The organism is Phyllobacterium sp. 21LDTY02-6, from assembly GCF_023554255.2.
Taxonomy (GTDB): Bacteria; Pseudomonadota; Alphaproteobacteria; order Rhizobiales; family Rhizobiaceae; genus Phyllobacterium.
In genome coordinates this window covers 15,507-38,415 of the sequence record NZ_JAMJWD020000007.1, presented here as the reverse complement: position 1 = coordinate 38,415, position 22,909 = coordinate 15,507, and the positions used below count along the sequence as shown (strand labels likewise).

The 22,909-nt window shown below is 62.6% G+C and carries 14 protein-coding genes; 9 read left to right on the top strand and 5 right to left on the bottom strand.

Annotated elements, in window-relative coordinates; translation table 11 throughout:
- Nucleotides 1-82: 82 nt before the first annotated feature.
- On the bottom strand, nucleotides 83-3,082 hold the full coding sequence (locus M8997_RS20460; protein ID WP_250017946.1) for a ribonuclease E/G: 3,000 nt from the start codon (nucleotides 3,080-3,082) through the stop codon (nucleotides 83-85).
- Between the two features lie 686 nt (nucleotides 3,083-3,768).
- Here M8997_RS20460 and M8997_RS20455 point away from each other — a divergent pair.
- The 3 genes from M8997_RS20455 (at nucleotide 3,769) to prfB (ending at nucleotide 8,982) form a co-directional block, all read left to right on the top strand.
- Nucleotides 3,769-4,998 (top strand): N-acetylmuramoyl-L-alanine amidase, encoded by a 1,230-nt coding sequence (locus tag M8997_RS20455; protein WP_371929619.1) that lies wholly within the window; start codon nucleotides 3,769-3,771, stop codon nucleotides 4,996-4,998.
- A gap of 281 nt (nucleotides 4,999-5,279) precedes the next feature.
- The gene (locus tag M8997_RS20450; RefSeq protein ID WP_250017943.1) at nucleotides 5,280-7,739 is read left to right on the top strand and encodes a penicillin-binding protein 1A; all 2,460 of its coding nucleotides are present in this window, start codon (nucleotides 5,280-5,282) and stop codon (nucleotides 7,737-7,739) included.
- A 114-nt stretch (nucleotides 7,740-7,853) separates the two neighbouring features.
- Nucleotides 7,854-8,982, top strand: a protein-coding gene (gene prfB / locus M8997_RS20445) for a peptide chain release factor 2 (protein ID WP_250017941.1) whose coding sequence is annotated in 2 segments (ribosomal slippage) — nucleotides 7,854-7,922 and nucleotides 7,924-8,982 — 1,128 coding nt in all. Because the reading frame shifts where the segments join, the coding sequence is not laid out codon by codon here.
- Nucleotides 8,983-8,988: 6 nt separating this feature from the next.
- Here the strand turns inward: prfB and M8997_RS20440 are convergent.
- Entirely contained in the window at nucleotides 8,989-10,242 is a 1,254-nt protein-coding gene (locus tag M8997_RS20440; RefSeq protein WP_250017927.1) for a peptidoglycan DD-metalloendopeptidase family protein, read from the bottom strand.
- Nucleotides 10,243-10,334: 92 nt separating this feature from the next.
- Nucleotides 10,335-10,808, bottom strand: a complete 474-nt coding sequence (locus M8997_RS20435) for a peroxiredoxin (protein ID WP_250017925.1) — start codon at nucleotides 10,806-10,808, stop codon at nucleotides 10,335-10,337.
- Nucleotides 10,809-10,916: 108 nt separating this feature from the next.
- Here M8997_RS20435 and M8997_RS20430 point away from each other — a divergent pair, with 108 nt between their 5' ends.
- Nucleotides 10,917-14,324: a DUF3971 domain-containing protein gene (locus tag M8997_RS20430; protein ID WP_250017922.1), complete on the top strand. Its 3,408-nt coding sequence runs from the start codon at nucleotides 10,917-10,919 to the stop codon at nucleotides 14,322-14,324.
- A 33-nt stretch (nucleotides 14,325-14,357) separates the two neighbouring features.
- On the opposite strand, the gene tyrS is transcribed toward M8997_RS20430, so the two are convergent.
- Nucleotides 14,358-15,611 carry a tyrosine--tRNA ligase gene (gene tyrS, locus M8997_RS20425; RefSeq protein WP_250017920.1) on the bottom strand — a complete coding sequence of 418 codons (1,254 nt, stop codon included), beginning with the start codon at nucleotides 15,609-15,611 and terminating at the stop codon, nucleotides 14,358-14,360.
- 87 nt (nucleotides 15,612-15,698) lie between these two features.
- On the opposite strand from tyrS, the gene M8997_RS20420 reads away from it, so the two are divergent.
- Nucleotides 15,699-16,823, top strand: coding sequence for an anhydro-N-acetylmuramic acid kinase (locus M8997_RS20420; protein ID WP_256473415.1), 1,125 nt, complete (start codon nucleotides 15,699-15,701; stop codon nucleotides 16,821-16,823).
- A 125-nt stretch (nucleotides 16,824-16,948) separates the two neighbouring features.
- On the opposite strand, the gene M8997_RS20415 is transcribed toward M8997_RS20420, so the two are convergent.
- Entirely contained in the window at nucleotides 16,949-17,623 is a 675-nt protein-coding gene (locus M8997_RS20415) for an alpha/beta hydrolase (protein ID WP_250017915.1), read from the bottom strand.
- A 196-nt stretch (nucleotides 17,624-17,819) separates the two neighbouring features.
- Between M8997_RS20415 and M8997_RS20410 the strand changes: the two genes are divergently transcribed.
- From M8997_RS20410 to sufD, 4 genes are all read left to right on the top strand, one after another.
- Nucleotides 17,820-18,995 carry a cysteine desulfurase family protein gene (locus M8997_RS20410; RefSeq protein ID WP_250017913.1) on the top strand — a complete coding sequence of 392 codons (1,176 nt, stop codon included), beginning with the start codon at nucleotides 17,820-17,822 and terminating at the stop codon, nucleotides 18,993-18,995.
- 165 nt (nucleotides 18,996-19,160) lie between these two features.
- Entirely contained in the window at nucleotides 19,161-20,690 is a 1,530-nt protein-coding gene (gene sufB, locus M8997_RS20405) for a Fe-S cluster assembly protein SufB (protein ID WP_250017911.1), read from the top strand.
- Nucleotides 20,691-20,847: 157 nt separating this feature from the next.
- Entirely contained in the window at nucleotides 20,848-21,603 is a 756-nt protein-coding gene (gene sufC, locus M8997_RS20400) for a Fe-S cluster assembly ATPase SufC (protein WP_250017908.1), read from the top strand.
- 10 nt (nucleotides 21,604-21,613) lie between these two features.
- Nucleotides 21,614-22,885 (top strand): Fe-S cluster assembly protein SufD, encoded by a 1,272-nt coding sequence (gene sufD / locus M8997_RS20395; protein WP_250017905.1) that lies wholly within the window; start codon nucleotides 21,614-21,616, stop codon nucleotides 22,883-22,885.
- The last annotated feature ends 24 nt before the right edge of the window (nucleotides 22,886-22,909 follow it).

The window sequence follows — 22,909 nt, the reverse complement described above, 5'->3', positions numbered from 1 at the left end:
TCGCGTCAGGATTCCGGGCGTCCGATAAAGAAAAAACCGGCATCGCTGCCGGTTTCTTCAGGAATCAGCGGTCTGGAAGCTCTCAGAAGAAGCCCTTCTTCTGCCACCAGCCGCGCTTCGGCGCCGGTGCGCCCTCGGCGGCCTTGCTCGTCGATGTGACGACAGGCTTTGCCGGCTCGGCCGGTTCCGCCGGCGTCTCGGCTGCTGGCGTCTCAACTGCCGGAGTCTCGGCTTCCGGAGTCTCGGCTTCCGGCGTTTCTGGCGCCGGGGCGGCGGTTTCCGTCACCTCGGCGGGAGCGCTGGTCGCTTCGGCTTCGCTCGCCTCAGGGGCTGCCTTCTTGGTCGATTTGCGCGGAGCACGCTTTGGCTTCGCCGGTGCTTCCTCCGCCGCGGGAGCTACGCTCTCCTCGGCCACGCTGTCCGCAACCACGGCATCGGCAGCGACGGTATCGGCGGGTTCTGCCGCAGCCTTTGCCCGCGACTTGCGCTTGGCCGGCGCCTTGCGGGCCTTGGGTGCTTCGACCTCAGCTTCGGCTTCGACCAGAGGCGCAGCTGCCTGCGGCCCGGCCTCCTGCGGCGCGGCTTCCTGCGGCGCGACCGGTGCCTCGGCGATCACATCGGTGACGCCGGCCTGTTTCGCCTTGGCGAAATCGGGCAGGGGAATGGTCACGAAGACCGGTTCCGCATCGGGCACTGCCTTTGCCGCGCTCTCGTCGTCGAAGCGCTTGTTCTTGCGGCCGCCGCGCCGACCACGCCGGCGCTTCTTGCGATATTCTTCCTCGCGTGCCGCGGCCGCAGCGGCGTCCTCGCCCGGAGCCTCGCCTTCGCCTTCGCCCTCGGCAATGTCTTCACGCACGGCAGGCTGGCGCTGTTCGGCACCGGCATTCTCCTGCCGGTCGCGGCCGCCGCGCCGCCGCCGCTTGCGCTTGCGCTTGCGGCTGTCGTCGCCATCGATGGTCTTAGGCGCTTCCGCCGAAACGTCGTCGGCCTCGTCGTCGATCTCTTCGACGATCGGATCATTATCGTCGTAATCATCGGAAATGCCGACGGGGAGCGTATCCTGCAGCGGCACGATGGGACCAAGCGCCACCGAACCCTTGTCGATGGCGAAATGCTGCGCGCCGACGCTGTCATCGGCCTCGATGCTGATCGTCAGGCCGAAGCGGGCCTCCAGATCGGCGAGGTTCTGGCGCTTGTGGTTCAGAACGTAAAGCGCCGTCGGCACGGTCGTGCGCACGATGATGTTGTTCTGCGAATGGCGCAGCAGATATTCCTCGATCGACCGCATCACATGCAGCGCGATGGACGAGGCGGAACGGACATGGCCGGTGCCGCCGCAGACGGAGCAGACCTGCGTCGTGCTTTCGAGCACGCTGGCCCGGATGCGCTGGCGCGACATTTCCAGCAGGCCGAAATGCGAGATGCGGCCGACCTGGATGCGGGCGCGATCGTCCTTCAGGCATTCCTTCATCCGCTTCTCGACGGCGCGGTTGTTCCTGTTCTCCTCCATGTCGATGAAGTCGATGACGATCAGCCCGGCGAGATCGCGCAGGCGCAGCTGGCGGGCGATTTCCTCCGCTGCTTCGAGATTGGTCTGCAGCGCCGTGTCCTCGATCGAATGTTCGCGGGTCGAGCGGCCGGAATTGACGTCGATGGCAACCAGCGCTTCGGTCTGGTTGATGATGATGTAGCCGCCGGATTTGAGCGTCACCTGCGGCTGCAGCATGCGGTCGAGCTGCGCCTCGATGCCGTTGCGGGCGAAGATCGGCGTCATGTCGCGATAGGGCTGCACCACCTTCGCATGGCTCGGCATGAGCATGCGCATGAAATCCTTGGCCTCGCGATATCCGTTCTCGCCGGCAACCTGGATCTCGGTGATATCCTTGTTGTAGAGGTCGCGGATGGAGCGCTTGATGAGGCTGCCTTCCTCGTAGACGAGGGTCGGCGCGGTCGATGAGAGCGTCAGATTGCGGACGTTCTCCCACAGGCGCATCAGATATTCATAGTCGCGCTTGACCTCCGGCTTGGTCCGGTTGGCGCCGGCGGTACGCAGGATCACCCCCATGCCTTTCGGCACTTCGAGATCCTTGACGATGTCCTTCAGCCGCTTGCGGTCCTGGACATTGGTGATCTTGCGGGAAATGCCGCCGCCGCGCGCCGTATTGGGCATGAGCACGGAATACCGTCCGGCAAGCGAAAGATAGGTGGTGAGAGCCGCGCCCTTGTTGCCGCGCTCTTCCTTGACCACCTGTACCAGCAATATCTGCCGGCGCTTGATCACGTCCTGGATATTGTAGTGGCGGCGCTGGAAACGCTGATGCGTCGGAACTTCCTCCATCGCATCTTCCGCCCCGACGGATTCGACCTCGTCGAGTTCGTCCTGCGCGTCGTCGTCCCTGTCGTTGGAACGGCTCTTTCTTGCGCGGGAAGGCTTGCGGGCAGGGGCCTTGGCGTCGTCCTCGTCCGTCTCGTCGTCCTGGTCGAGCGAGACTGCCTCGGAAACCACATCGGCATCGATGGCCGCCGCCATGGACTGGCTGCCGCCATTGTCGTCGCCGGACGGATTGTCGTTGTCAGTGTTTTCGCTGCCAATATCGTTACCAGCATCGGCGCCGGTCGCGGCTTCCTCGCCTTCGACATTGGCTGCGCCTTCCTCGTCGGAGGCTTCGAGCTTCGTCGATTCGTCGCCCTGGCGCGATCCACGCCGTCCGCGGCGCCGATTGCGCTTGTCGCGGTCGCCGCTGCGCTCGCGCGTTCTCGGCTCGCCGTCCTCGTGATCCTCTTCCTGGCTGGCCGCCGCGGCTTCCGCCTCGATCAGCGCCTGCCGGTCAGCAACCGGGATCTGGTAGTAATCGGGGTGAATTTCGCTGAACGCCAGAAAGCCATGGCGATTGCCGCCATATTCTACGAAGGCCGCCTGGAGCGACGGCTCGACGCGCGTGACCCGCGCCAGGTAGATATTGCCTTTGATTTGTTTCTTGTGTTCAGATTCGAAATCAAACTCTTCAATTCGATTGCCGCGAACCACGACAACCCGTGTTTCCTCCTGGTGGGAGGCGTCGATTAGCATTTTGTCCGACATTATGATTCTTCTCCCCGGCTGAAATGCGCTCCATGCGGAACAGCCAGGGACCCCGCTGGGGGCCTGGCGCCGCATCTTCACATTTGCCGGATACATTAAAGTTCGCAGAAACAGACAGATACGGCGTCGCGCGAAGCTGCCTTTGGGCAGCCGCGGCTTGCAGGCCGGTAAAAATCCTATCTGTTAAAAACATTCCTGTTCCTGACGAAACGACCTCATCAATGGCACGCTTTCCAGCTGTGCCGACACTGTTAACACCCCAGAGGGGCTGGCTTGATGCGCCTTGTCTGCGCCATCCGCCGTTCGCAAAAAGCGCTATCGACAATCCCTGTCCACCAGCGCCAAATTCTTTTCGGTTACACCGTCGAGGCTGTTCGCCATCGCCGCTCCCATTCGGGCCTTATAGTCGCTCGGTCCTTAGCCGTGACATCAAAGCGCCCGATTCCAAGGGGCAGAGGGTAATCCAACTCTGCTTTTAGGAGGTGTGTCGCCTTCTGACAAGACCTTCTTGATATTCACGTCGATCCTTGGGCCATATGGGTGTTGCGCAAGACAATATTAACTATGCTTCCTTACCTATTGGTAGTGGATGGCGGATCGTCTTTGCCGTGCAAGCGCGCCGATGATCTGGTACACAGGGATACGCTGAGGGGAAACTGGTCCGCTAGGGCCGCACCGGCAAAGTGATGGACGCAATCTACCGCATTATCTTCGCTCTCTGTCTGGGCATCGTCGCTTCGGTGCATGCCGCCATGCCGGCGCTTGCCGAGGAGGGCCTTGCCGCGCTGACCTACCAGGCGGCCGGCGACGAGCTGCGCACGCGCGTCGTCATCAATTTCGACCGGGAGCCGGATGTCTCGACGATGCTGCTGCAGAATCCGCACCGGCTGGTGGTGGACATGCAGAAGGCCGTTTTCGCCTTCTCCAGGGAATCGGTCGAGCCTCGCGGCCTAATCACCGACCTGCGCTATGGCCTGATCGACGAGACGCGGGCCCGGCTCATCTTCAGCATGAAGGGCCCGTTCGCGGTCGAGCGGCTGGAGGTGGTGAAGAACGAAACCAGCCCCGGCTACCGGATGGTTGCCGATATCGTCGCATCGTCCGACCGGAAATTCGCCGAGGACCTCAAGAACCAGAACGCGACGACCGCCTCGACCGAAGCGACGCCGAAGGGCGACCGTGTCGCGGCGCCCGCGCCCAAGGATGTCAGCGCGGCGCCGAAACCGTTCACCATCGTCGTCGATCCGGGACATGGCGGCATCGATAGCGGGGCGGAAAGCCCGAGCGGCGTGCGCGAGAAGGATGTGACGCTGCTCTTCGCCCAGCAATTGCAGGCCGAGCTTGCCAGGATTCCGGGCGCCCGGGTCGAGATGACCCGCAGCGATGACAGTTTCCTGCGGCTGAGCGAGCGCGTGCGCATCGCCCGGCAATATGAGGCCGACCTGTTCATCTCGCTCCATGCCGATACGATCCGCCGCGGCGATATCCGGGGCGCCACCGTCTATACGGTGTCCGACCGGGCGTCCGATGCGGAATCGCGCGCCAAGGCGGATCGCGAGAACCGCGCCGATGCCGTCGCCGGAATCAGCTTCGATACGGAAGCGCCGGAGATTGCCGATATCCTCATGGATCTCACGCGCCGCGAGACGCACACTTTTTCGCTCAGCTTCGCCAAGTCGGTGGTCGATTCGCTGAAGAAGGATGTCAACATGATCAACAACCCGCATCGCTTCGCGGGTTTCCAGGTGCTGAGGGCGCCCGACGTTCCCTCGGTCCTCGTCGAGATCGGCTATCTGTCGAATGCCGAGGACGAGAAGCTGATGACCGATCCGAACTGGCGTGGCCACGTGGCGACGCGCCTTGCTGCCGCCGTGCAGGACTATATCGGGCTGAAGACCGCGCGCCGCTCCAATTGAGCCCGGAAACGCGCCAGGGAATGAGTAACGAAACGATCTTGGCATGTTGCGTTGCCCAAAGCCCACAATGGATGGTTAAAATTGTGTGTGACGGAGGGTTGTCCTTGCCTTTGTCACATTTGTCGCTCAATTGCGTCAGCGATAAAGACTCTACGGCTTTAGGCGCAGATAAAGAGAAGTACTTGCAGGAGTTTAATTGATCCTGCGACGCAATCTGCATAGTTTGTCGAAGCATGCTGCGATAGTATGATGCCAATTGTTGGAATGGATTCCGGATACACATGATACGCTTGATCGGTTATTTTTTCGGGATCGGCACGGTTATGGCGCTTCTGGCGGCTGCTGGCGTTGCGCTCTATGTCGTCAATATTTCCAAGGACTTGCCGGATTACGAAGTCCTGTCGAAATATGAGCCGCCGGTGATGACGCGCGTACACTCCGCCGATGGCCAGCTGATGTCGGAGTTCGCCCGCGAACGCCGGCTCTATCTGCCGATCCAGGCGGTTCCGGACCGGGTCAAGGCAGCCTTCATCTCGGCGGAAGACAAGAATTTCTACCAGCATCCGGGCGTGGATATCAGTGGTCTGGCGCGTGCCGTGGTGACCAATCTGCAGAACTGGGGTTCGCGCCGGCCGGTGGGCGCATCGACCATCACGCAGCAGGTTGCCAAGAACTTCCTCCTGACCAACGACCAGACCATCGGCCGCAAGGTCAAGGAAGCTATCCTGTCCTTCCGGATCGAGCAGGCCTATTCCAAGGACCGCATCCTCGAACTCTATCTCAACGAAATCTTCTTCGGCCTGAATTCCTACGGTATCGCCGGCGCCGCGCTGACCTATTACAACAAGTCGGTCAATGAATTGACCATCGCGCAGGCCGCCTATCTCGCCGCGCTGCCCAAGGGCCCGTCCAACTATCATCCGTTCCGCCAGGCCGATCGTGCCGTCGAGCGCCGCAACTGGGTGATCGACCGCATGGCCGAGAATGGCTATGTGACGGCGGAGGAGGCGACGGAGGCAAAGGCCGAGCCGCTCGGCGTAACCCCGCGCCACACGGGCAATTATCTGTTCGCATCCGAATATTTCACCGAGGAAGTGCGCCGCCAGCTGATCCAGCGCTATGGCGAGAACGCGCTCTACGAGGGTGGTCTTTCGGTGCGCACGACGCTCGATCCGAAATTGCAGGTTCAGGCCCGCGCCGCCCTGCAGCACGGCCTGTTCAAATATGACGAGGCGCGCGGCTATCGCGGCGCCTACAAGACGATCTCGACCGCGGGCGACTGGGGCGTGCCGCTTTCGGAAATCAAGGCGTTCTCGGATGTTCCGGACTGGGAGCTTGCCGTCATCCTCGAAGTTTCGCCGCAGCAGGCCGTGATCGGGCTGCAGCCTGACAGGGATGCCTCGGGCAAGATCGTATCGGAGCGCAAGCAGGGCACGATCAGCGCCGAGGATATCAAATGGGCTTTCCGCGTCATCACCGATGACAAGCGGGTCAACGCCAAATCGCTCGAATCGGTCTTCAATGTCGGCGATGTCGTCTTCGTCCAGAAGAAGGAAGGATCGGAGACGCAGTTCGACCTGCACCAGATCCCCAAGATCGAGGGCGGCGCCGTGGCGATGGACCCGCATACGGGGCGCGTGCTCGCCATGGTGGGCGGATTCTCCTTTGCCGAATCGGAGTTCAACCGCGCCACGCAGGCCATGCGCCAGCCCGGTTCCTCGTTCAAGCCTTTCGTCTATTCGGCGGCGCTCGACAATGGCTATACGCCGGCCTCGGTCGTGCTCGACGGTCCGATCTCGGTCGACCAGGGTGGTAGCCTCGGCGTCTGGGCGCCGAAGAATTACGGCGGCAAGTTCGCCGGCCCCTCGACGCTGCGCTACGGCATCGAGCAATCGCGCAACCTGATGACTGTCCGCCTGGCGCAGGACATGGGCATGAAGCTCGTCGCCGAATATGCCGAACGCTTCGGCATCTACGACAAGATGCTGCCGGTGCTCGCCATGTCGCTCGGCTCGGGCGAGACCACGGTCCTGCGCATGGTGACCGGTTATTCGATCATCGCCAATGGCGGCCGCAAGATCACGCCTTCGATGATCGACCGTATCCAGGATCGCTATGGGCGTACGATCTTCAAGCATGACGAGCGCAAATGCGCCGCCTGCTCGGCCGATTCCTGGACGGGACAGGACGAGCCGGAACTGGTCGACGAGCGCGATCAGGTGCTTGATCCGATGACGGCCTACCAGATCACCTCGATGATGGAGGGCGTCGTCGAGCGCGGCACGGCGACCATCCTGAAGAGCCTCGACCGTCCGATCGCCGGCAAGACCGGCACCACCAATGAAGAGAAGGACGCCTGGTTCATCGGCTTCACGCCCGATCTCGTTTTCGGCGTCTATCTCGGCTATGACACGCCCATTCCCATGGGCAAGGGCTTTACCGGCAGCGGGCTTGCCGCGCCGGTATTCAAGAGCTTCATGGAAGCCGCGTTGAAGGACCAGCGTTCGGTCGATTTCCGCGTTCCGGAAGGCATGACGATCATTCCGATCAACCGCAAGACCGGAATGCGCGCCGCCGAGGGCCAGCCCAACGTCATCATGGAAGCATTCAAGCCCGGCACCGGTCCGGCCGACAGCTATTCGGTCATCGGCATGGACAGCTTCTCGGAAGGCGCGCCGGTCGAGGTGCAATCTCCGAATGTGAACAGGGCCATCCAGGGCGGCGGCGGCGGTCTTTTCTGATCGCTCCGCCGGTTTGCGGATCAGGCAAAATCCCGGGACCTGCGCACTTTACATCCGCCGGACCAGACAATATGGTCCCGCGAAATTTGAATATCTTCAGGAATGGATACCCGAATGCGAGCCGAAATCGAGACGCTGGTCGACGAGATCAAGCAGGCCATAAGCCTGCTGAGGAGGCATCTTTGACTGGGATACGTCAATCAAGCGCCTCGGCTATCTGAACCAGCTCGCAGAAGATCCCGCACTCTGGAACGATGCCCAGGAAGCCCAGAAGCTGATGCGCGAGCGCCAGCAGCTGGAAGACAGCATCAATTCCATCCGGCAGCTGACGCAATCGCTGGAGGACAATGTCGAACTCATCGCCATGGGCGAGGAGGAGAACGACAAATCCATCATCGCCGAGGCGGAGGCCGCGATCCGCGAGATCAAGAACGATGTCGACCGGCGCCAGATCGATACGCTGCTATCAGGCGAAGCCGATGCCAACGACACCTATCTCGAAATCCATTCGGGCGCCGGCGGTACGGAAAGCCAGGATTGGGCCAACATGCTGCTGCGCATGTATACGCGCTGGGCCGAACGCAAGGGCATGAAGGTCGAGCTTCTCGAAATCCATGACGGCGAAGAAGCGGGCATCAAGTCGGCGACGATCCTGGTGAAGGGCCACAACGCCTATGGCCTGCTGAAGACCGAATCCGGCGTCCACCGCCTGGTGCGGATTTCGCCCTATGATTCCAATGCGCGCCGGCATACCTCGTTTTCGAGCGTCTGGGTCTATCCGGTGGTCGACGACAATATCGACATCGAGGTCAGCGAATCCGATGTGCGCATCGATACCTATCGCGCATCGGGTGCAGGCGGGCAGCACGTCAACACCACCGACTCGGCCGTCCGCATCACCCATATCGCCACCGGCATCGTCGTGCAGTGCCAGGCGGAACGTTCGCAGCACAAGAACCGCGCTACCGCATGGTCGATGCTGCGCGCGCGCCTGTACGAGGCGGAGCTGGAGAAGCGCGAGCAGGCCGCCGACGCGGTTTCGGCATCGAAGACCGACATCGGCTGGGGCCACCAGATCAGGTCCTATGTCCTGCAGCCCTACCAGCTGGTCAAGGATCTGCGCACCGGCGTCGAGAGCACCAGCCCGCAGGACGTGCTGGACGGCGACGTCGACATGTTCATGGAAGCAGCGCTGGCGCACCGCATCCACGGCGCCGACGTGCAGGTCGAGGATATCGCCTGAAGGCAGTCAGAGTTCGGCGACGAGGGACCGGCCTGCTCTCAGATAGGGCGCGGGATTGACCGGACTGCCATGTTTGCGCACCTCGTAATGCAGGTGCGGCCCCGTCGAGCGCCCGGTGCTGCCGACCTTGCCGATGATGTCGCCGGGCGCCACCTCCGTACCGGGTTCGACGAGGATGGCGCTGAGATGGCCGTAGCGGGTCGCGAGGCCATTGCCATGGTCGATTTCCACCATATTGCCATAGCCGCCGCTATATTCGGCCGCTATCACGCGTCCCTTCGCGGCGGCGCGCACCTTGCTGCCGGTCCGCGCGGCAAAGTCCAAGCCGGAATGAAAGGCCTGGATGCCAAGCAGGGGATCGCGCCGCTTGCCGAAACTGCTCGAAACATAGCTCTCCGCGACGGGATCGGCCAGTGGCAGGCCTTGCAACAGCGACTGCGCCGCATTGAGCTGGGCCGTGGCCTGTTCCAGTTCGGCAAGCCGCGCATCGGCATCGGAGATCGGGCTGGCCGGAAGGAACGGCCCGCCAAGGCCGGAGGCAGCGGGCAAGGCGGCAATGCCGGAGGAGGCGAGGGCCTGCTTGATGCGATCCATGCGCCGATAGGCCTTGGTCGACAGCGCGAGGATATGCTGGTTCTGCGTCGTCTCGGCGGCATGCAGCGAATCTTCGACGGCATCCAGCAATTCGGCCTTGTCGGTGCTGCCGCGGCCAATGCGCGGCGATCTCGATGGTTGGCGCGGCCCGGTCGGCCCGGTGATGATCGGGTCGATGCCGTAGAAGCCTTCATCGTCCGAATTGACGAGGCTGTCGGTCGCCGGGACGAGAGGGCGCGCCACGCCTTTCTCCAGCGTGCTTTCTCCTATCGTCTCAAGTACGGGCGCGAGCCGCTTGCTGCGGTTTGCCAGGGTCTTCTGTCGTTCCAGCAACTCGGCCATCTTCGCCTCGATCTGCTTCTGCTCCAGCTTTTGGCGGCTGGTCGCCTGGTCCAGCTGGGTGCGCAGGGAGGCGATGCGCTGCTCATAGGCCTGGCGGAGCCGCGCCTGGCTGGCGACGCTGCCATGGATGAGGTCGTCGCGGAACATGAGATAGGCGGTGGCGCTGAAATAGCTGAGGGCAAGCGTCGCAAGCACGCCGCCCATGGCCAGCGCGGCCCATGGCCGTATGGTGAAATGGCGCACGCTCTCTCCGCGGGCGATGATGATCGTATGCGGTTGATCATTACGGCCGAACAGGGTGTTTTTGCTGGGCTTTCTGGTCACGGCGTGCTCACCGGCTCGTGGGATTCGACTATCGTCCATTAGACTTTATTAGGGTTAATAAAGTCTGATCCACGCGCCGGTGATCGCTGCCGTCAGGCGGCAAGGCCGCGGGTCGCCTCCAATACTTCCGCCGCATGGTTCGGGACCTTCACCTTCTGCCAGACGCGGGCGATCCTGCCGTCCGGCCCGATCAGGAACGTGGTGCGTTCGACGCCCATATATTTGCGGCCATACATGCTCTTCTCCACCCACAGCCCATAGGCGCCGATCACCGCCTTGTCCTCGTCCGCCACGAGGTCGATGGTCAGTTCATGCTTGGTCTTGAACTTGTCGTGCTTCTTCACCGGGTCCGGCGACATGCCGACCACCCGCGCGCCGAGCTTCTCGAATTGCGGCTTCAGCTGCGAAAATTCGATCGCCTCCTGGGTGCAGCCGCTCGTATCGTCCTTCGGATAGAAATAGAGGATGACGGGGTGTCCGCGCAGGTCCGAAAGGGTAAGTGTCTCGCCGCCATCCCTCGGAAGGGTGAAATTCGGTGCCTCGCTGCCAACGTCGGGAATCGTCATAGGAATGCCTTTCTTTCATTATTGTATCCGCGCCACACATACGCAACTATAGAGAGGCACGGAAATCGTCTACGGTTTCCCAATTGATTCCTCAATTGGCTCGGGAATTTGACAAAGAAACCGGAAAAGATCCGCTTCACAAAGCGCGATTTCACTGAACTCCACCATTATCCGTCTGCCACCGAGCAAGCCGGGACTCCCGTCGATACTCCCAGGCACCGTCCGCGTCTGCGGCGGCTCACCGGCGCATGCCTGTCTTCGGCATTGCTCATCCTTCTCCTGTGCGGCGCGGCCTTTGTCTTTCTCAGCGTCGGCATCGGCGGAAAGATGCTGACGCAGCGGGCGGAAGATGCCCTCAAATCCGTTGCCGGTGCGGATGCGAACGCCACTATCCAGTCCGCCCAGATATCGCTCGACCAGCGCCATCATATCGCGCTCGAGGCGAGGGGCGTGAATATCGACGATGCGAAGCGCGGCCTCAAGGTCCAGGACGTCCGCGCCGTGCGCATCGGTCTTGCGACGCTGCCGCTGCTGCGCGGCGACGTGCGCGTCGAACGGCTGGAGATCGAGGGCGCGACGATTGCCGTCTCGTCGCAGGGCCCGTTCGATTTCATGACGCTCGTGCCCGTCGACGATCGCGGGCTGGTCGATCTCGACGGTTCGTCGCGGGCGATCTTCGACAGTCTTGCCAGCGCCGTTTCCCTGCTGGACCAGCGCGAAACAAGCGACATCTCGATCAGCGACACCGCCTTCAATTTCACGGTCAACGGTGCCCCGGAGACGCTGAAGATCGTCAGGCTCGACCTGCAGGAGACCGGCGGGCCGGTCTCGATCAAGGGCAGCGTCGAATGGAAGGGCCGGCAGATCGAGCTGGCGGCCAGCGTCAGGCGCGCGATCGCCGGCGGAACCATCGAGGCGTTCTCGGTTTTCATCGGCAAGATCCCGCTGAAGGGCGAGGTCGGCACGGCTCCGGTCGCCGATCGCGACGGCTTCAAGCCCGACGCATCCTATCTGGCATTCGACAATACGGCGGACCTGCAGCTGGACGGCATGGCGGCCACCGGCAGCGAACCGCAGCGCATATGGGGTTCGGTCGCGCTGGCCGAAGGGCCGATCGCGCTCGGCAATGTCGATGACATCAGGGTCGGCACCAATGTGATCTTCGAGCACGTGAACGGGTCCAACCGGATCGCCATCAAGCCCTCCCGGCTGCATTTCGGCGCCTTTGACGGCGTCGTCGAAGGCAGCCTCGTTCCTGAAGCGCAAGGGGCGCCCGGCTATCGTTTCGAACTTGCCACCAGGCGCGCCACCTCCGCCCCGGCCGACTCGCCGGAGCCGCCCTTGCCCTTCGATGCCGAGGTTTCCGGCCGCTACGATGTCGGCACGAAGACGCTGGACGTCGCCAATATCGCGGTGCGGCCGGACGACAAGAGCGCGCTGCTCGGCCGGGCCGGCGCTGTTTTCGGGGATGGTTCGCCCGAGCTGTCGCTTTCGCTGCAGATACCGGAAATGCCGGTGGCGCAGGTCAAGCAGCTCTGGCCCGTCTGGGTGGCGACCGGCGCGCGCCGATGGGTCATCGACCGCATGTTCGAGGGCCGCGCCCGCCAGAGCCGCATCGAGGTGCTGTTTGCCGCCGGCCATTTCGATGGCCCGGGCCGGCCGCCGCCCTTGACCGCCGATGAAGTCCAGGTGGATTTCACAGTGGAGAATTCGCGTTTTCACACGGTCGGCGACCTGCCGCCGATCAGCGAGGCCAACGGCACGATCAGCGTCCGGGGCGCCCACACCACGATCAAGCTGCAGAAGGGCGTCGCGATCACCCCCGGCAAGCGCCGGGCGCGCGTCGTCGGCGGCACGCTGGTCATTCCCTGGGGCCCGCAGCGGCCGGTGCTGTCGGAGCTCGACCTCGATCTCGAAGGCGATGCGTCGGCGGTGGCCGAGATCATCGGCTACAAGCCGATCAACGGGCTGAAGAGCCTGCCTTTCGGGGCGGCGGACATCAAGGGCAATGTGAAGACCAATGTCCTCGTGACCTTTCCCGTTTCGCGCAATGCGCCGGACGGCAGCGTCAAATGGTCGGCGGAGATGGAGCTTTCCAATGTTTCCATCGCCAGGAAGATCGACGGCCAGCTCATCACGGATGCCGATGGCTCCATCTCCGTTACGCAATCCGCGGCGAAGGTCGAGGCGGATGCGAAGCTGAACGGTATTCCGGCCAGCGTCAGCCTCCTGGAGCCGCTTGGCGACAATGACGGCAAGCGCGAGCAGAAAGTGACGCTCAAGCTCGACGACAAGACGCGCAACGAACTGTTTCCGGCGCTCGATCCGCTGCTTTCCGGCCCGATTTCCGTCGATATCGAGCGTAATGGCGATGGCGGCCGCGTCGCCACGGCCGATCTGACCAAGGCGGAAATCAAGATCGCCCAGATCGGCTGGACCAAGGGCGCCGGCGTGAAGGCCCTGGCCAAGTTCTCGCTGGTGCAGAACGACGACAATGTCCGGATCGACAATCTCGACATCAACGGCGAGACGTTCCGCCTGCAGGGCGATATCAAGGTCGTCGACGGCGAGATGAGCTCGGCCGATTTCAACACTGTCCGGCTCAATCGCGGCGACAAGATCGCGGTCAAGGTGGCGCGCACGCCATATGGTTACCGGGTGGATGTGAAGGGCGATTCGTTCGACGCCCGCCCGCTGCTCAACCAGATCACCGATGCGAGGCGGCGCGGCGAGGGCGATGGCGGCAAGCAGCGCATATTGGTCAATGCCGATATCGGCAGCGTGACCGGCTTCTATTCGGAGGATTTCAGCAACGTCTCGCTATCCTATGAGGGCGTCGGCTCGAATGTTTCCGGCCTCGCCTTCAACGCCACCAGCAAATCCGGCAACAAGATCGCCGCGGTCGACAGTTCCGAGAGCGGCGCGCGGTCGATCAGCCTGCAATCGAAGGATGCCGGCGCGGTGCTGCGCTTCTTCGGCTATTATGACAAGATGCAGGGCGGCAACATCAGCGTCGCGCTCGATTCCAAGGGCGATGGGCCGCTGCGCGGCCAGATCGACGCCCGCAACTTCACCCTCGTCAACGAGCCGCGCCTGGCCAAGCTCGTCTCGTCGTCGCCGAACGGCACCAGCCTGAACGATGCGGTGAAGCGCAACATAGACGTGTCGACCGTCACCTTCGAGCGCGGCTTCTCGCAGATCGAAAAAGGCAGAAATTACATCAATCTCGCCAATGGCGTCATTCGCGGCTCCACGATCGGAACGACGTTCCAGGGCGTGCTCAGCGATCCGAACGGCAATATGTCGCTGACCGGAACCTTCATGCCCGCCTACGGGCTGAACCGCCTGTTCGGCGACCTGCCCGTACTGGGGCTGTTCCTCGGCAATGGCCGCGACCGCGGCCTGATCGGCATCACCTACAAGCTGGTCGGGCCGATCAAGCAGCCGCAGATCATCGTCAACCCGATCTCCGCCATCGCCCCAGGCATCTTCCGCTCGATATTCGAGTTCCAGTAGGGGCTGGCACGACTGCCTCCCCACCGGCCCGCATCAGACCGGGCGGAGCAATATGTGCCGCTTCTTGCCGAGCGAAAGCTTGATGACCCCGTCCTGCGTGACTTCAGCCGTGCCGATCCGCGCCTTCTCGTCGGAGATCGCCGCATCGTTGATGCGCACGGCGCCGCCCTGGACGTGCCGCCGGGCCTCGCCATTCGAACCGGCAAGGCCGGCCCGGACCATGAGCGCCAGGATGCCGACGCCCTCGCCAAGTTCGGCAGAGGCTATTTCCACGGTCGGAAGCGTGGTCGCCAGCGCGCCTTCCTCGAAAGTCTTGCGCGCCGTCTCCGCTGCCTCTGTCGCCGCCTCGCGGCCATGCAGCAGCGCCGTCACTTCGGTGGCGAGCACCTTCTTCGCATCGTTGATTTCGGCTCCGCCCAGCCCTGCGAGGCGTGCAATCTCGTCCAGCGGCAATGTCGTGTACAGTTTCAGGAAGCGCTCGACATCGGCGTCTTCCGTATTGCGCCAGTACTGCCAGAAATCATAGGGGCTGAGCAGGTCGGCATTGAGCCAGACCGCGCCATTCATGGACTTGCCCATTTTCGCGCCCGAGGATGTCGTCAGGAGCGGCGAGGTGAGGGCGTAGAGCTGCGGCGTGCCGAGGCGGTGCCCGAGGTCGATACCATTGACGATATTGCCCCACTGGTCGGATCCGCCCATCTGCAGGCGCAGCCCGTAGCGCTTGCTCAGCTCGACGAAATCATAGGCCTGCAGGATCATGTAGTTGAATTCGAGGAAGGAGAGCGACTGCTCCCGATCCAGCCTCTGCTTGACGGAGTCGAAGGAAAGCATGCGGTTGACGGAGAAATGCTGGCCGACGTCGCGCAGGAATTCCAGGTAGTTGAGCGGCATCAGCCACTCGGCATTGTTGACCATCAGCGCATCCTTCGGCCCGTCGCCGAAGGTGAGGTATTTGGCGAATACCTGCTTGATGCCGTCGATATTGCTCTGGATGGTCTCGGGCGTCATCAGCTTGCGCGCCTCGTCCTTGAAGGATGGATCGCCCACCATGCCCGTGCCGCCGCCCATCAGCGCGACGGGCCTGTGGCCGGTCTGCTGCATCCAGTAGAGCATCATGATCTGGATGAGACCGCCGGCATGAAGGCTCGATGCCGTCGGGTCAAAGCCGATATAGCCCGACACCGTCTCCCTGGCGAAGAGCGCATCCAGACCCGTATCGTCGGAGGTCTGATGGATGAAGCCGCGCGTCGAAAGCGTGTGCAGGAATTCGGATTTGAAGGCAGACATTAAGATTTTCCTGATTTTATCGATGGTCCGAAACAGACGGAGCCGTTTAACATCATTCTCCGTTGAATCACAAGAAAGGGCAGCGTTTTGGCAGCGATACGGCGGGCGATCGGCCTCATGAGCGGCACATCGATGGACGGGATCGACATTGCGCTGGTCGAAACCGACGGCGAAGCCCATGTGCAGGCGGGCCCGAGCGGCTTCTTTGCCTATGACGAGGCGTTCCGCAAGAGGATCGAAGCCGGTCTCGCCGAGGCGGCGCAGATCACCGCCCGCGACGAGCGGCCGGGTTCGCTCGCCGAGCTGGAGACCGACCTGACGCGGCGCCATGGCGAGGCGCTGGCGGAGTTCATCTCCGCTAACGGCATTTCGCAAGAAGCCATTGATGTCATTGGGTTTCATGGCCAGACCATGCTGCACCGCCCGGCACAGGCGCTGACGGTGCAGATCGGCGATGGGGCGCTGCTTCGCCAGCTGGCCGGCATTCCGGTGGTCTATGACATGCGCGCCAACGACATGGCCCATGGCGGCCAGGGCGCGCCGCTGGTGCCGGCCTATCACCAGGCGCTTGCCGCACGGGTGCCGGCGGAGCTTTCCAGGGGGCGACCCGTTGTTTTCGTCAATATTGGCGGCATTTCCAATATTACCATCGTCGCGCCGTCAGCTGCGCCGATCGCCTTCGATACCGGGCCGGGCAATGGCCTCATCGACCAGTGGGTCGCCGCCAGGGCCGGCATGGCCTATGATGCGGGCGGCACGATTGCCGGCAGCGGCCATGTGGTGGCGTCCATCGTCGCGCATTATCTTGCCAAGCCGTTTTTCGAGCTGAAACCGCCGAAATCGCTGGATCGCGCCGATTTCACCCTCGACGACCTCGGCGAGGTGCCGCTTGCCGACGGCGCGCGGACGCTGGCGCGCATCACCGCCGATGCGATTCTCAAGGGCGCGAGCCACGCGCCGGAACAGCCCTCGCTGTGGATCATCTGCGGCGGCGGGCGGAAGAACGCCGTCATCATGGCCGATCTGACCGCCAGCGCCGGCGCCATGGGGATGCAGGTCGCCGCCGCCGAGGAACTCGGCTTCAACGGCGATTCGATGGAAGCCGAGGCCTGGGCCTATCTGGCGGTGCGCTCGCTGGCGGGCCTGCCATTGACCTGGCCAAGCACCACCGGCTGCTCCGCCCCGGTCTCGGGCGGCGTGCTCATCGGCTGAGCGCGGTTATCGGGCTGGCACGATTGCGGGGCCAGCCCCTTGATCGAGGGGAGCCACGCCAAAAAAATGCCACCCCCGGAGGAGTGGCATCGAGTTCCGCATAATGGAACCGTGTTCCGAAAAGTCTAGCGGAGCCGTTTCGGCTTTGCCTCGACGAGTTCGCCATTCAGGCGGCGGTCGAGATAATCCGCGCATTCGGCGACGGCTTCGTCCACCATGCCGGTGAAGAAGTGATTGGCGCCGACCATCGTCTTCTGGGTGATCGTGATGCCCTTCTGCGTCTTCAGCTTGTCCACCAGCCCCTGCACATCCTTGGGCGGCGCGACCTTGTCCTGGTCGCCATGCAGAATGAGGCCGGAGGACGGGCAGGGCGCGAGGAACGAGAAATCATAGGTGTTGGGCTGCGGCGCAACGGAGATGAAGCCCTCGATCTCCGGACGGCGCATCAAGAGCTGCATGCCGATCCAGGCGCCGAACGAATAGCCGGCCACCCAGCAGGTCTTCGAGTCCGGATGCAGGGACTGCACCCAGTCCAGCGCGCCCGCAGCGTCGGAAAGTTCGCCCGAACCATGGTCGAATTCGCCCTGGCTGCGTCCGATGCCGCGGAAGTTGAAACGCAGCGTGGTAAAGCCGCGCTGCTGGAACATGTAGAACAGGTCGTAGACGATCTTGTTGTTCATCGTCCCGCCGAACTGTGGATGAGGGTGCAGGATGATTGCTATGGGAGCATTTTTCTCCATCGAGGGCTGATATCGACCCTCGAGACGGCCAGCTGGTCCATTGAAAATTACTTCAGGCATGTATACTCCAGTCATCACCACCGAGCGCATCGACGCCAGTCGGGGTTGACGGCGGTCGGTTGCACTCATAAAACCAGTTTAGAACCGTTCAAAACTGGTGGAAACCATATCGAATTGGCTTAATAGGCTGGTCTGAAGCTCAATTTCAAGGAAATTGCGCTTCAAGACCCCACAGAGTGCAAAAGAGCAGAATCGCATGGGCCTCAACCGCGCCTATCTCGACTACAATGCCAGCGCACCGCTGCTTCCGGCGGCGCGGCAGGCTGTGATCGACGCGTTGCAGCAGGTCGGCAATCCATCCTCGGTTCATCAGGAAGGCCGCGCCGCCAAGGCTATTCTCGAAGCGGCCCGGCGCGATGTCGCCGCGCTGGTCAATGCGAAAGCCGATCATGTGGTCTTTACATCGGGTGCGACCGAAGCTGCTTCAACCCTCCTGACGCCGCATTTCACCATGGGCAGGGCGCCCTTGCGCCTTTCCAGGCTCTATGTCTCGGCCAGCGAGCATCCCTGCATTCTGGCCGGCGGCCAGTTTCCGGCCGATCAGATCGAAACCGTCCCGGTCGATCAGGATGGCATCATCGATATCGAGCGATTGCGCGCGTTGCTCGGCGCCCATGACCGCAGTGCGGGCCTGCCGCTGGTGGCAGTGCAGGCGGCGAACAACGAAACCGGCGTGGTGCAGCCCGTCGGCCGCATCGGCGCCGTCGTCAAGGAGTTCGGCGGCCTGTTCATCGTCGATGCCGTTCAGGCGGCGGGCCGAATTCCTCTGGATATATCAGAGGGTTACGGCGATTACCTGATTCTTTCCTCGCACAAGATCGGCGGTCCCAAGGGCGTCGGCGCCATCATTGCCGGTTCCGATCTGGTCATGCCCGACGCGCTCGTTCGCGGCGGAGGCCAGGAGAAGGGCCATCGCGCCGGCACCGAGGCCCTGCCGTTGATCGCAGGTTTTGGCGCGGCGGCGCGCAGCGCGCGCGACCTGCTCGCTTCCGGCGGCTGGCCTGCCGACAGGCACCGCAATCTGGAACTGGCGATCCGCGAAATTGCGCCCGATGCGATTGTCTTTGGCGCGGCAGCGGAAAGACTGCCGAACACGACGATGTTCGGCTTGCGCGATTTGAAGGCGGAAACCGTTCAAATCGCTTTCGATCTGGCCGGAATTGCGCTATCGGCTGGCTCGGCCTGTTCTTCGGGCAAGGTCGGCCCCAGCCATGTACTGGCCGCCATGGGTTTCGGCAAGGGCACGGGCGGGCTGCGGGTATCGACCGCGCCCGACACGCCGGAAGCGGAGATGAAACTGTTTCTCGACGCGCTGGCGCAGATCGTCTCGCGCCGCGATCGCTCGGCCGCGGCAGCCGCAAGTGCCGCATGAATTCGGGGCGATCGGCCAATGGCCGGCGCCTTTGTAAAAAATCCGGTGCAACCGGTGTTAAAATGTGCAGTTGCACACTACATTATAGGCAAATATTCAAGACGACATACTGCCTTGACGTTTGCAACTGCGGGACCTTGAACCCCGCGAGGATGGAGAACGCCAATGCCTGCAGTGCAGGAAACCATTGACCGGGTCCGTACGCTTGACGTGGACCAATACAAGTATGGCTTTGAGACCCTTATCGAGATGGATAAGGCGCCGAAGGGCCTCAATGAAGATATCATCCGCTTCATCTCGGCCAAGAAGAACGAGCCGGAATGGATGCTGGAATGGCGGCTGAAGGCCTATGAGCGCTGGCTGACCATGGAAGAGCCCACCTGGGCGCGCGTCGATTATCCGAAGATCGACTTCCAGGACATGGTGTATTTCGCCGGGCCGAAGAACCAGACGGGACCCTCGTCGCTTGCCGATGTCGATCCGGAGCTGCTGCGCACCTATGAAAAGCTCGGCATTCCGCTCAAGGAGCAGGAGATTCTGGCCGGCGTGCGCAAGGCCGGCGAGCCGAGCCCGTCCGATGGCGACGAGGAAGCCAGCGACAATGTCTACAAGTCCGGACGCGTCGCCGTGGATGCCGTGTTCGACAGCGTGTCCGTCGTCACCACCTTCAAGGCGGAGCTGGCGAAGGCCGGCGTCATATTCTGCTCGATATCCGAGGCGATCCGCGAATATCCCGAGCTCGTGCAGAAATACCTGGCATCGGTCGTTCCGGTGTCGGACAATTTCTACGCGACGCTGAATTCGGCGGTGTTCACCGATGGTTCCTTCGTCTACGTGCCGAAGGGCGTGCGTTGCCCGATGGAGCTTTCCACCTATTTCCGCATCAATGAGCGTGACACCGGCCAGTTCGAGCGCACGCTGATCATTGCCGAGGAGGGCGCCTACGTGTCCTATCTCGAAGGCTGCACGGCGCCGCAACGCGACGAGAACCAGCTGCATGCGGCGGTGGTCGAGCTGATCGCGCTCGACGATGCGGAGATCAAATATTCGACCGTCCAGAACTGGTTCCCCGGCGATGCCGAGGGCAAGGGCGGCATCTACAATTTCGTCACCAAGCGCGGCGACTGCCGGGGCAAGAACTCGAAGATCTCGTGGACGCAGGTGGAAACCGGTTCGGCGATCACCTGGAAATATCCGTCGGTGATCCTGCGCGGCGACAATTCCCGCGGCGAGTTCTACTCGATTGCCGTTTCCAACGGCCATCAGCAGATCGACAGCGGCACCAAGATGCTGCATCTGGGCAAGAACACCTCCAGCCGCATCATCTCCAAGGGTATTTCGGCCGGCAAGTCGAACAATACCTATCGCGGCCAGGTTTCGGCGCACCGCAAGGCGGAGAATGCGCGCAACTTCACCCAGTGCGACTCGCTGCTGATCGGCAATGATTGCGGCGCGCATACGGTGCCTTACATCGAGGCGAAGAACGCCACCGCCCAGTTCGAACATGAGGCGACGACTTCGAAAATCTCCGAGGATGCGCTGTTCTACGTGATGCAGCGCGGCATTCCCGAGGAAGAGGCCATTGCGCTGATCGTCAATGGTTTCGTCAAGGAAGTCATCCAGGAACTGCCGATGGAGTTCGCCGTCGAGGCGCAGAAGCTCATCGGCATCAGCCTGGAAGGAAGCGTCGGATAGCGGCCGGCCACGGGCGGCGCGGGCTCATCCCCTTTCGCCGCTCCCTGTCCGCCGCGCCGGGCAGATCATCATTTCCGATCGCCAAGCCTGCGATCGACGCGACTTAAACATTATGCGGATCGCTGCGGTCGATCCCGGGACGTCAAAGGGTAAGAACATGCTGGAAATCAGAAACCTTCACGCGAAGATCGCGGATACGGACACGGAGATCATCCGCGGCCTCAATCTCACCGTCAATGCCGGCGAAGTCGCCGCCATCATGGGGCCGAACGGTTCCGGCAAGTCGACCCTTTCCTACATTCTCGCCGGCCGCGAGGATTACGAGGTCACCGAAGGCGACATTCTCTACAATGGCGAATCCATCCTCGAGCTCGATCCTGCCGAGCGCGCCGCCAAGGGCATCTTCCTCGCCTTCCAGTATCCGATGGAAATCCCCGGCGTCGCCACGATGGAATTCCTGAAGGTGGCGCTGAATTCGCAGCGCAAGGCCCGCGGCGAGGAGCCGCTGAAGGTTTCGGACTTCATCGCGCGCGTCAAGACCGCGGCAGGCTCGCTCGACATGGACATCAACATGCTGAAGCGGCCGCTGAATGTCGGCTTCTCCGGCGGTGAGAAGAAGCGCGCCGAGATCCTGCAGATGAAGCTGCTCGAGCCGAAGCTGTGCGTTCTCGACGAGACCGATTCCGGCCTCGACATCGATGCGCTCAAGATCGTCGCCGACGGCGTCAATGCGCTGCGTTCGCCCGATCGCGCGGTCATCGTCATCACCCATTACCAGCGCCTGCTCGATTACATCGTGCCCGATACGGTCCATGTTCTCTACAAGGGCCAGGTGATCAAGTCCGGCGACAAGAACCTGGCGCTTCACCTTGAAGAAAATGGTTATGCCGACATCATCGGCGAGGCAGCCTGAGGATAATTCGATGAATGTTCATACAGGACGTCAGCCTACGGCGGCAGAAGCCGCTCTGGTCGACACATTCGCCGAACGCATGGGCGAATTGCCGGGCGACGGCGAGGTCATCAGTGCCCGCGACAACGCCGTTGAAGCGCTGAAGCAGCGGGGCCTGCCCTCGCGCCGCGTCGAGGCCTGGCACTACACGGACCTGCGCACGCTGCTGCGCGCCATCCCCGGCTTCGACCCGGCGGCGGGAAGCAACGCGCTCAACGCGGTGATCCCGGGTTCGGCGGTAGCGACCGTCTCCAATGGCGTGGCGCTCGCCGCGCCGCAGGTCGAAGGCGTCAGCTTCGCCAAGGTTTCGGAGCAGCTGGCCAATGGCTCGCTCATCCGCGATCTCGCCATTCGCGATGGCGACGACGCCATAGGCCAGATCAATGCGGCCTATGTGACCGATGGCTGGAGCCTGGTCTTCGCCGAAGGCACGGAACTTGCGGCGCCGGTCGAGCTGCAGAACACGCAACTGCGCGGGCAGAGCCATGTGCGCTTTCCGGTCCAGTTCGGCAAGGGCGTGAAGGCGACGATCATCGAGCGCCAGTCCGGCGGCGAGGGCGAGGGTTTCTCGACCAGCGTCAGCAATGTCGCCATTGCCGACGACGCCGAGATCACCTGGATCATCCTGCGCGAGCACGGGCCGGATGCGGCGCAGCTGGCGCAGTTCATCGCAACGCTCGGCACCAATGCGAAGCTGACGCTCTATGTGGTCAATGCCGGCGGCAAGCTCATCCGCCAGGAGGTGCACGTGCTGGTGAAGGGCGAAGGCTCGGATTTCCAGCTGCGCGGCGTCAATCTCCTCGCGGGCGACAGCCATACGGACGTTACCATGACGCTCGGCCATCTGGTCGAGAACACCACGTCGGTGCAGGTGGTGCGCAATGTCGTCACCGACCGCGCCCGCGGCGTTTTCCAGGGCCAGATCAAGGTCAACAGGATCGCCCAGAAGACCGATGCCCGCATGGCCTGCAACACATTGCTGCTGTCGGACGATGGCGAATTCGACGCCAAGCCCGAGCTCGAGATTTTCGCCGACGACGTTGCCTGCGGCCATGGGGCGACGGTGACGGAGATCGACGCCAACCACCTGTTCTATCTCAAGGCGCGCGGCATTCCCGAGAACGAGGCGAGGGGCCTGCTGATCAAGGCTTTCGTCGCCGAGATCATCGAGGAACTCGAAGACGAGCAGCTCGTCGAGGCATTGGAAGCCATACTCGAAAAGTGGCTCGCCGCTCACATCTGAACGGACGAGGCTTTCGGGCACAGA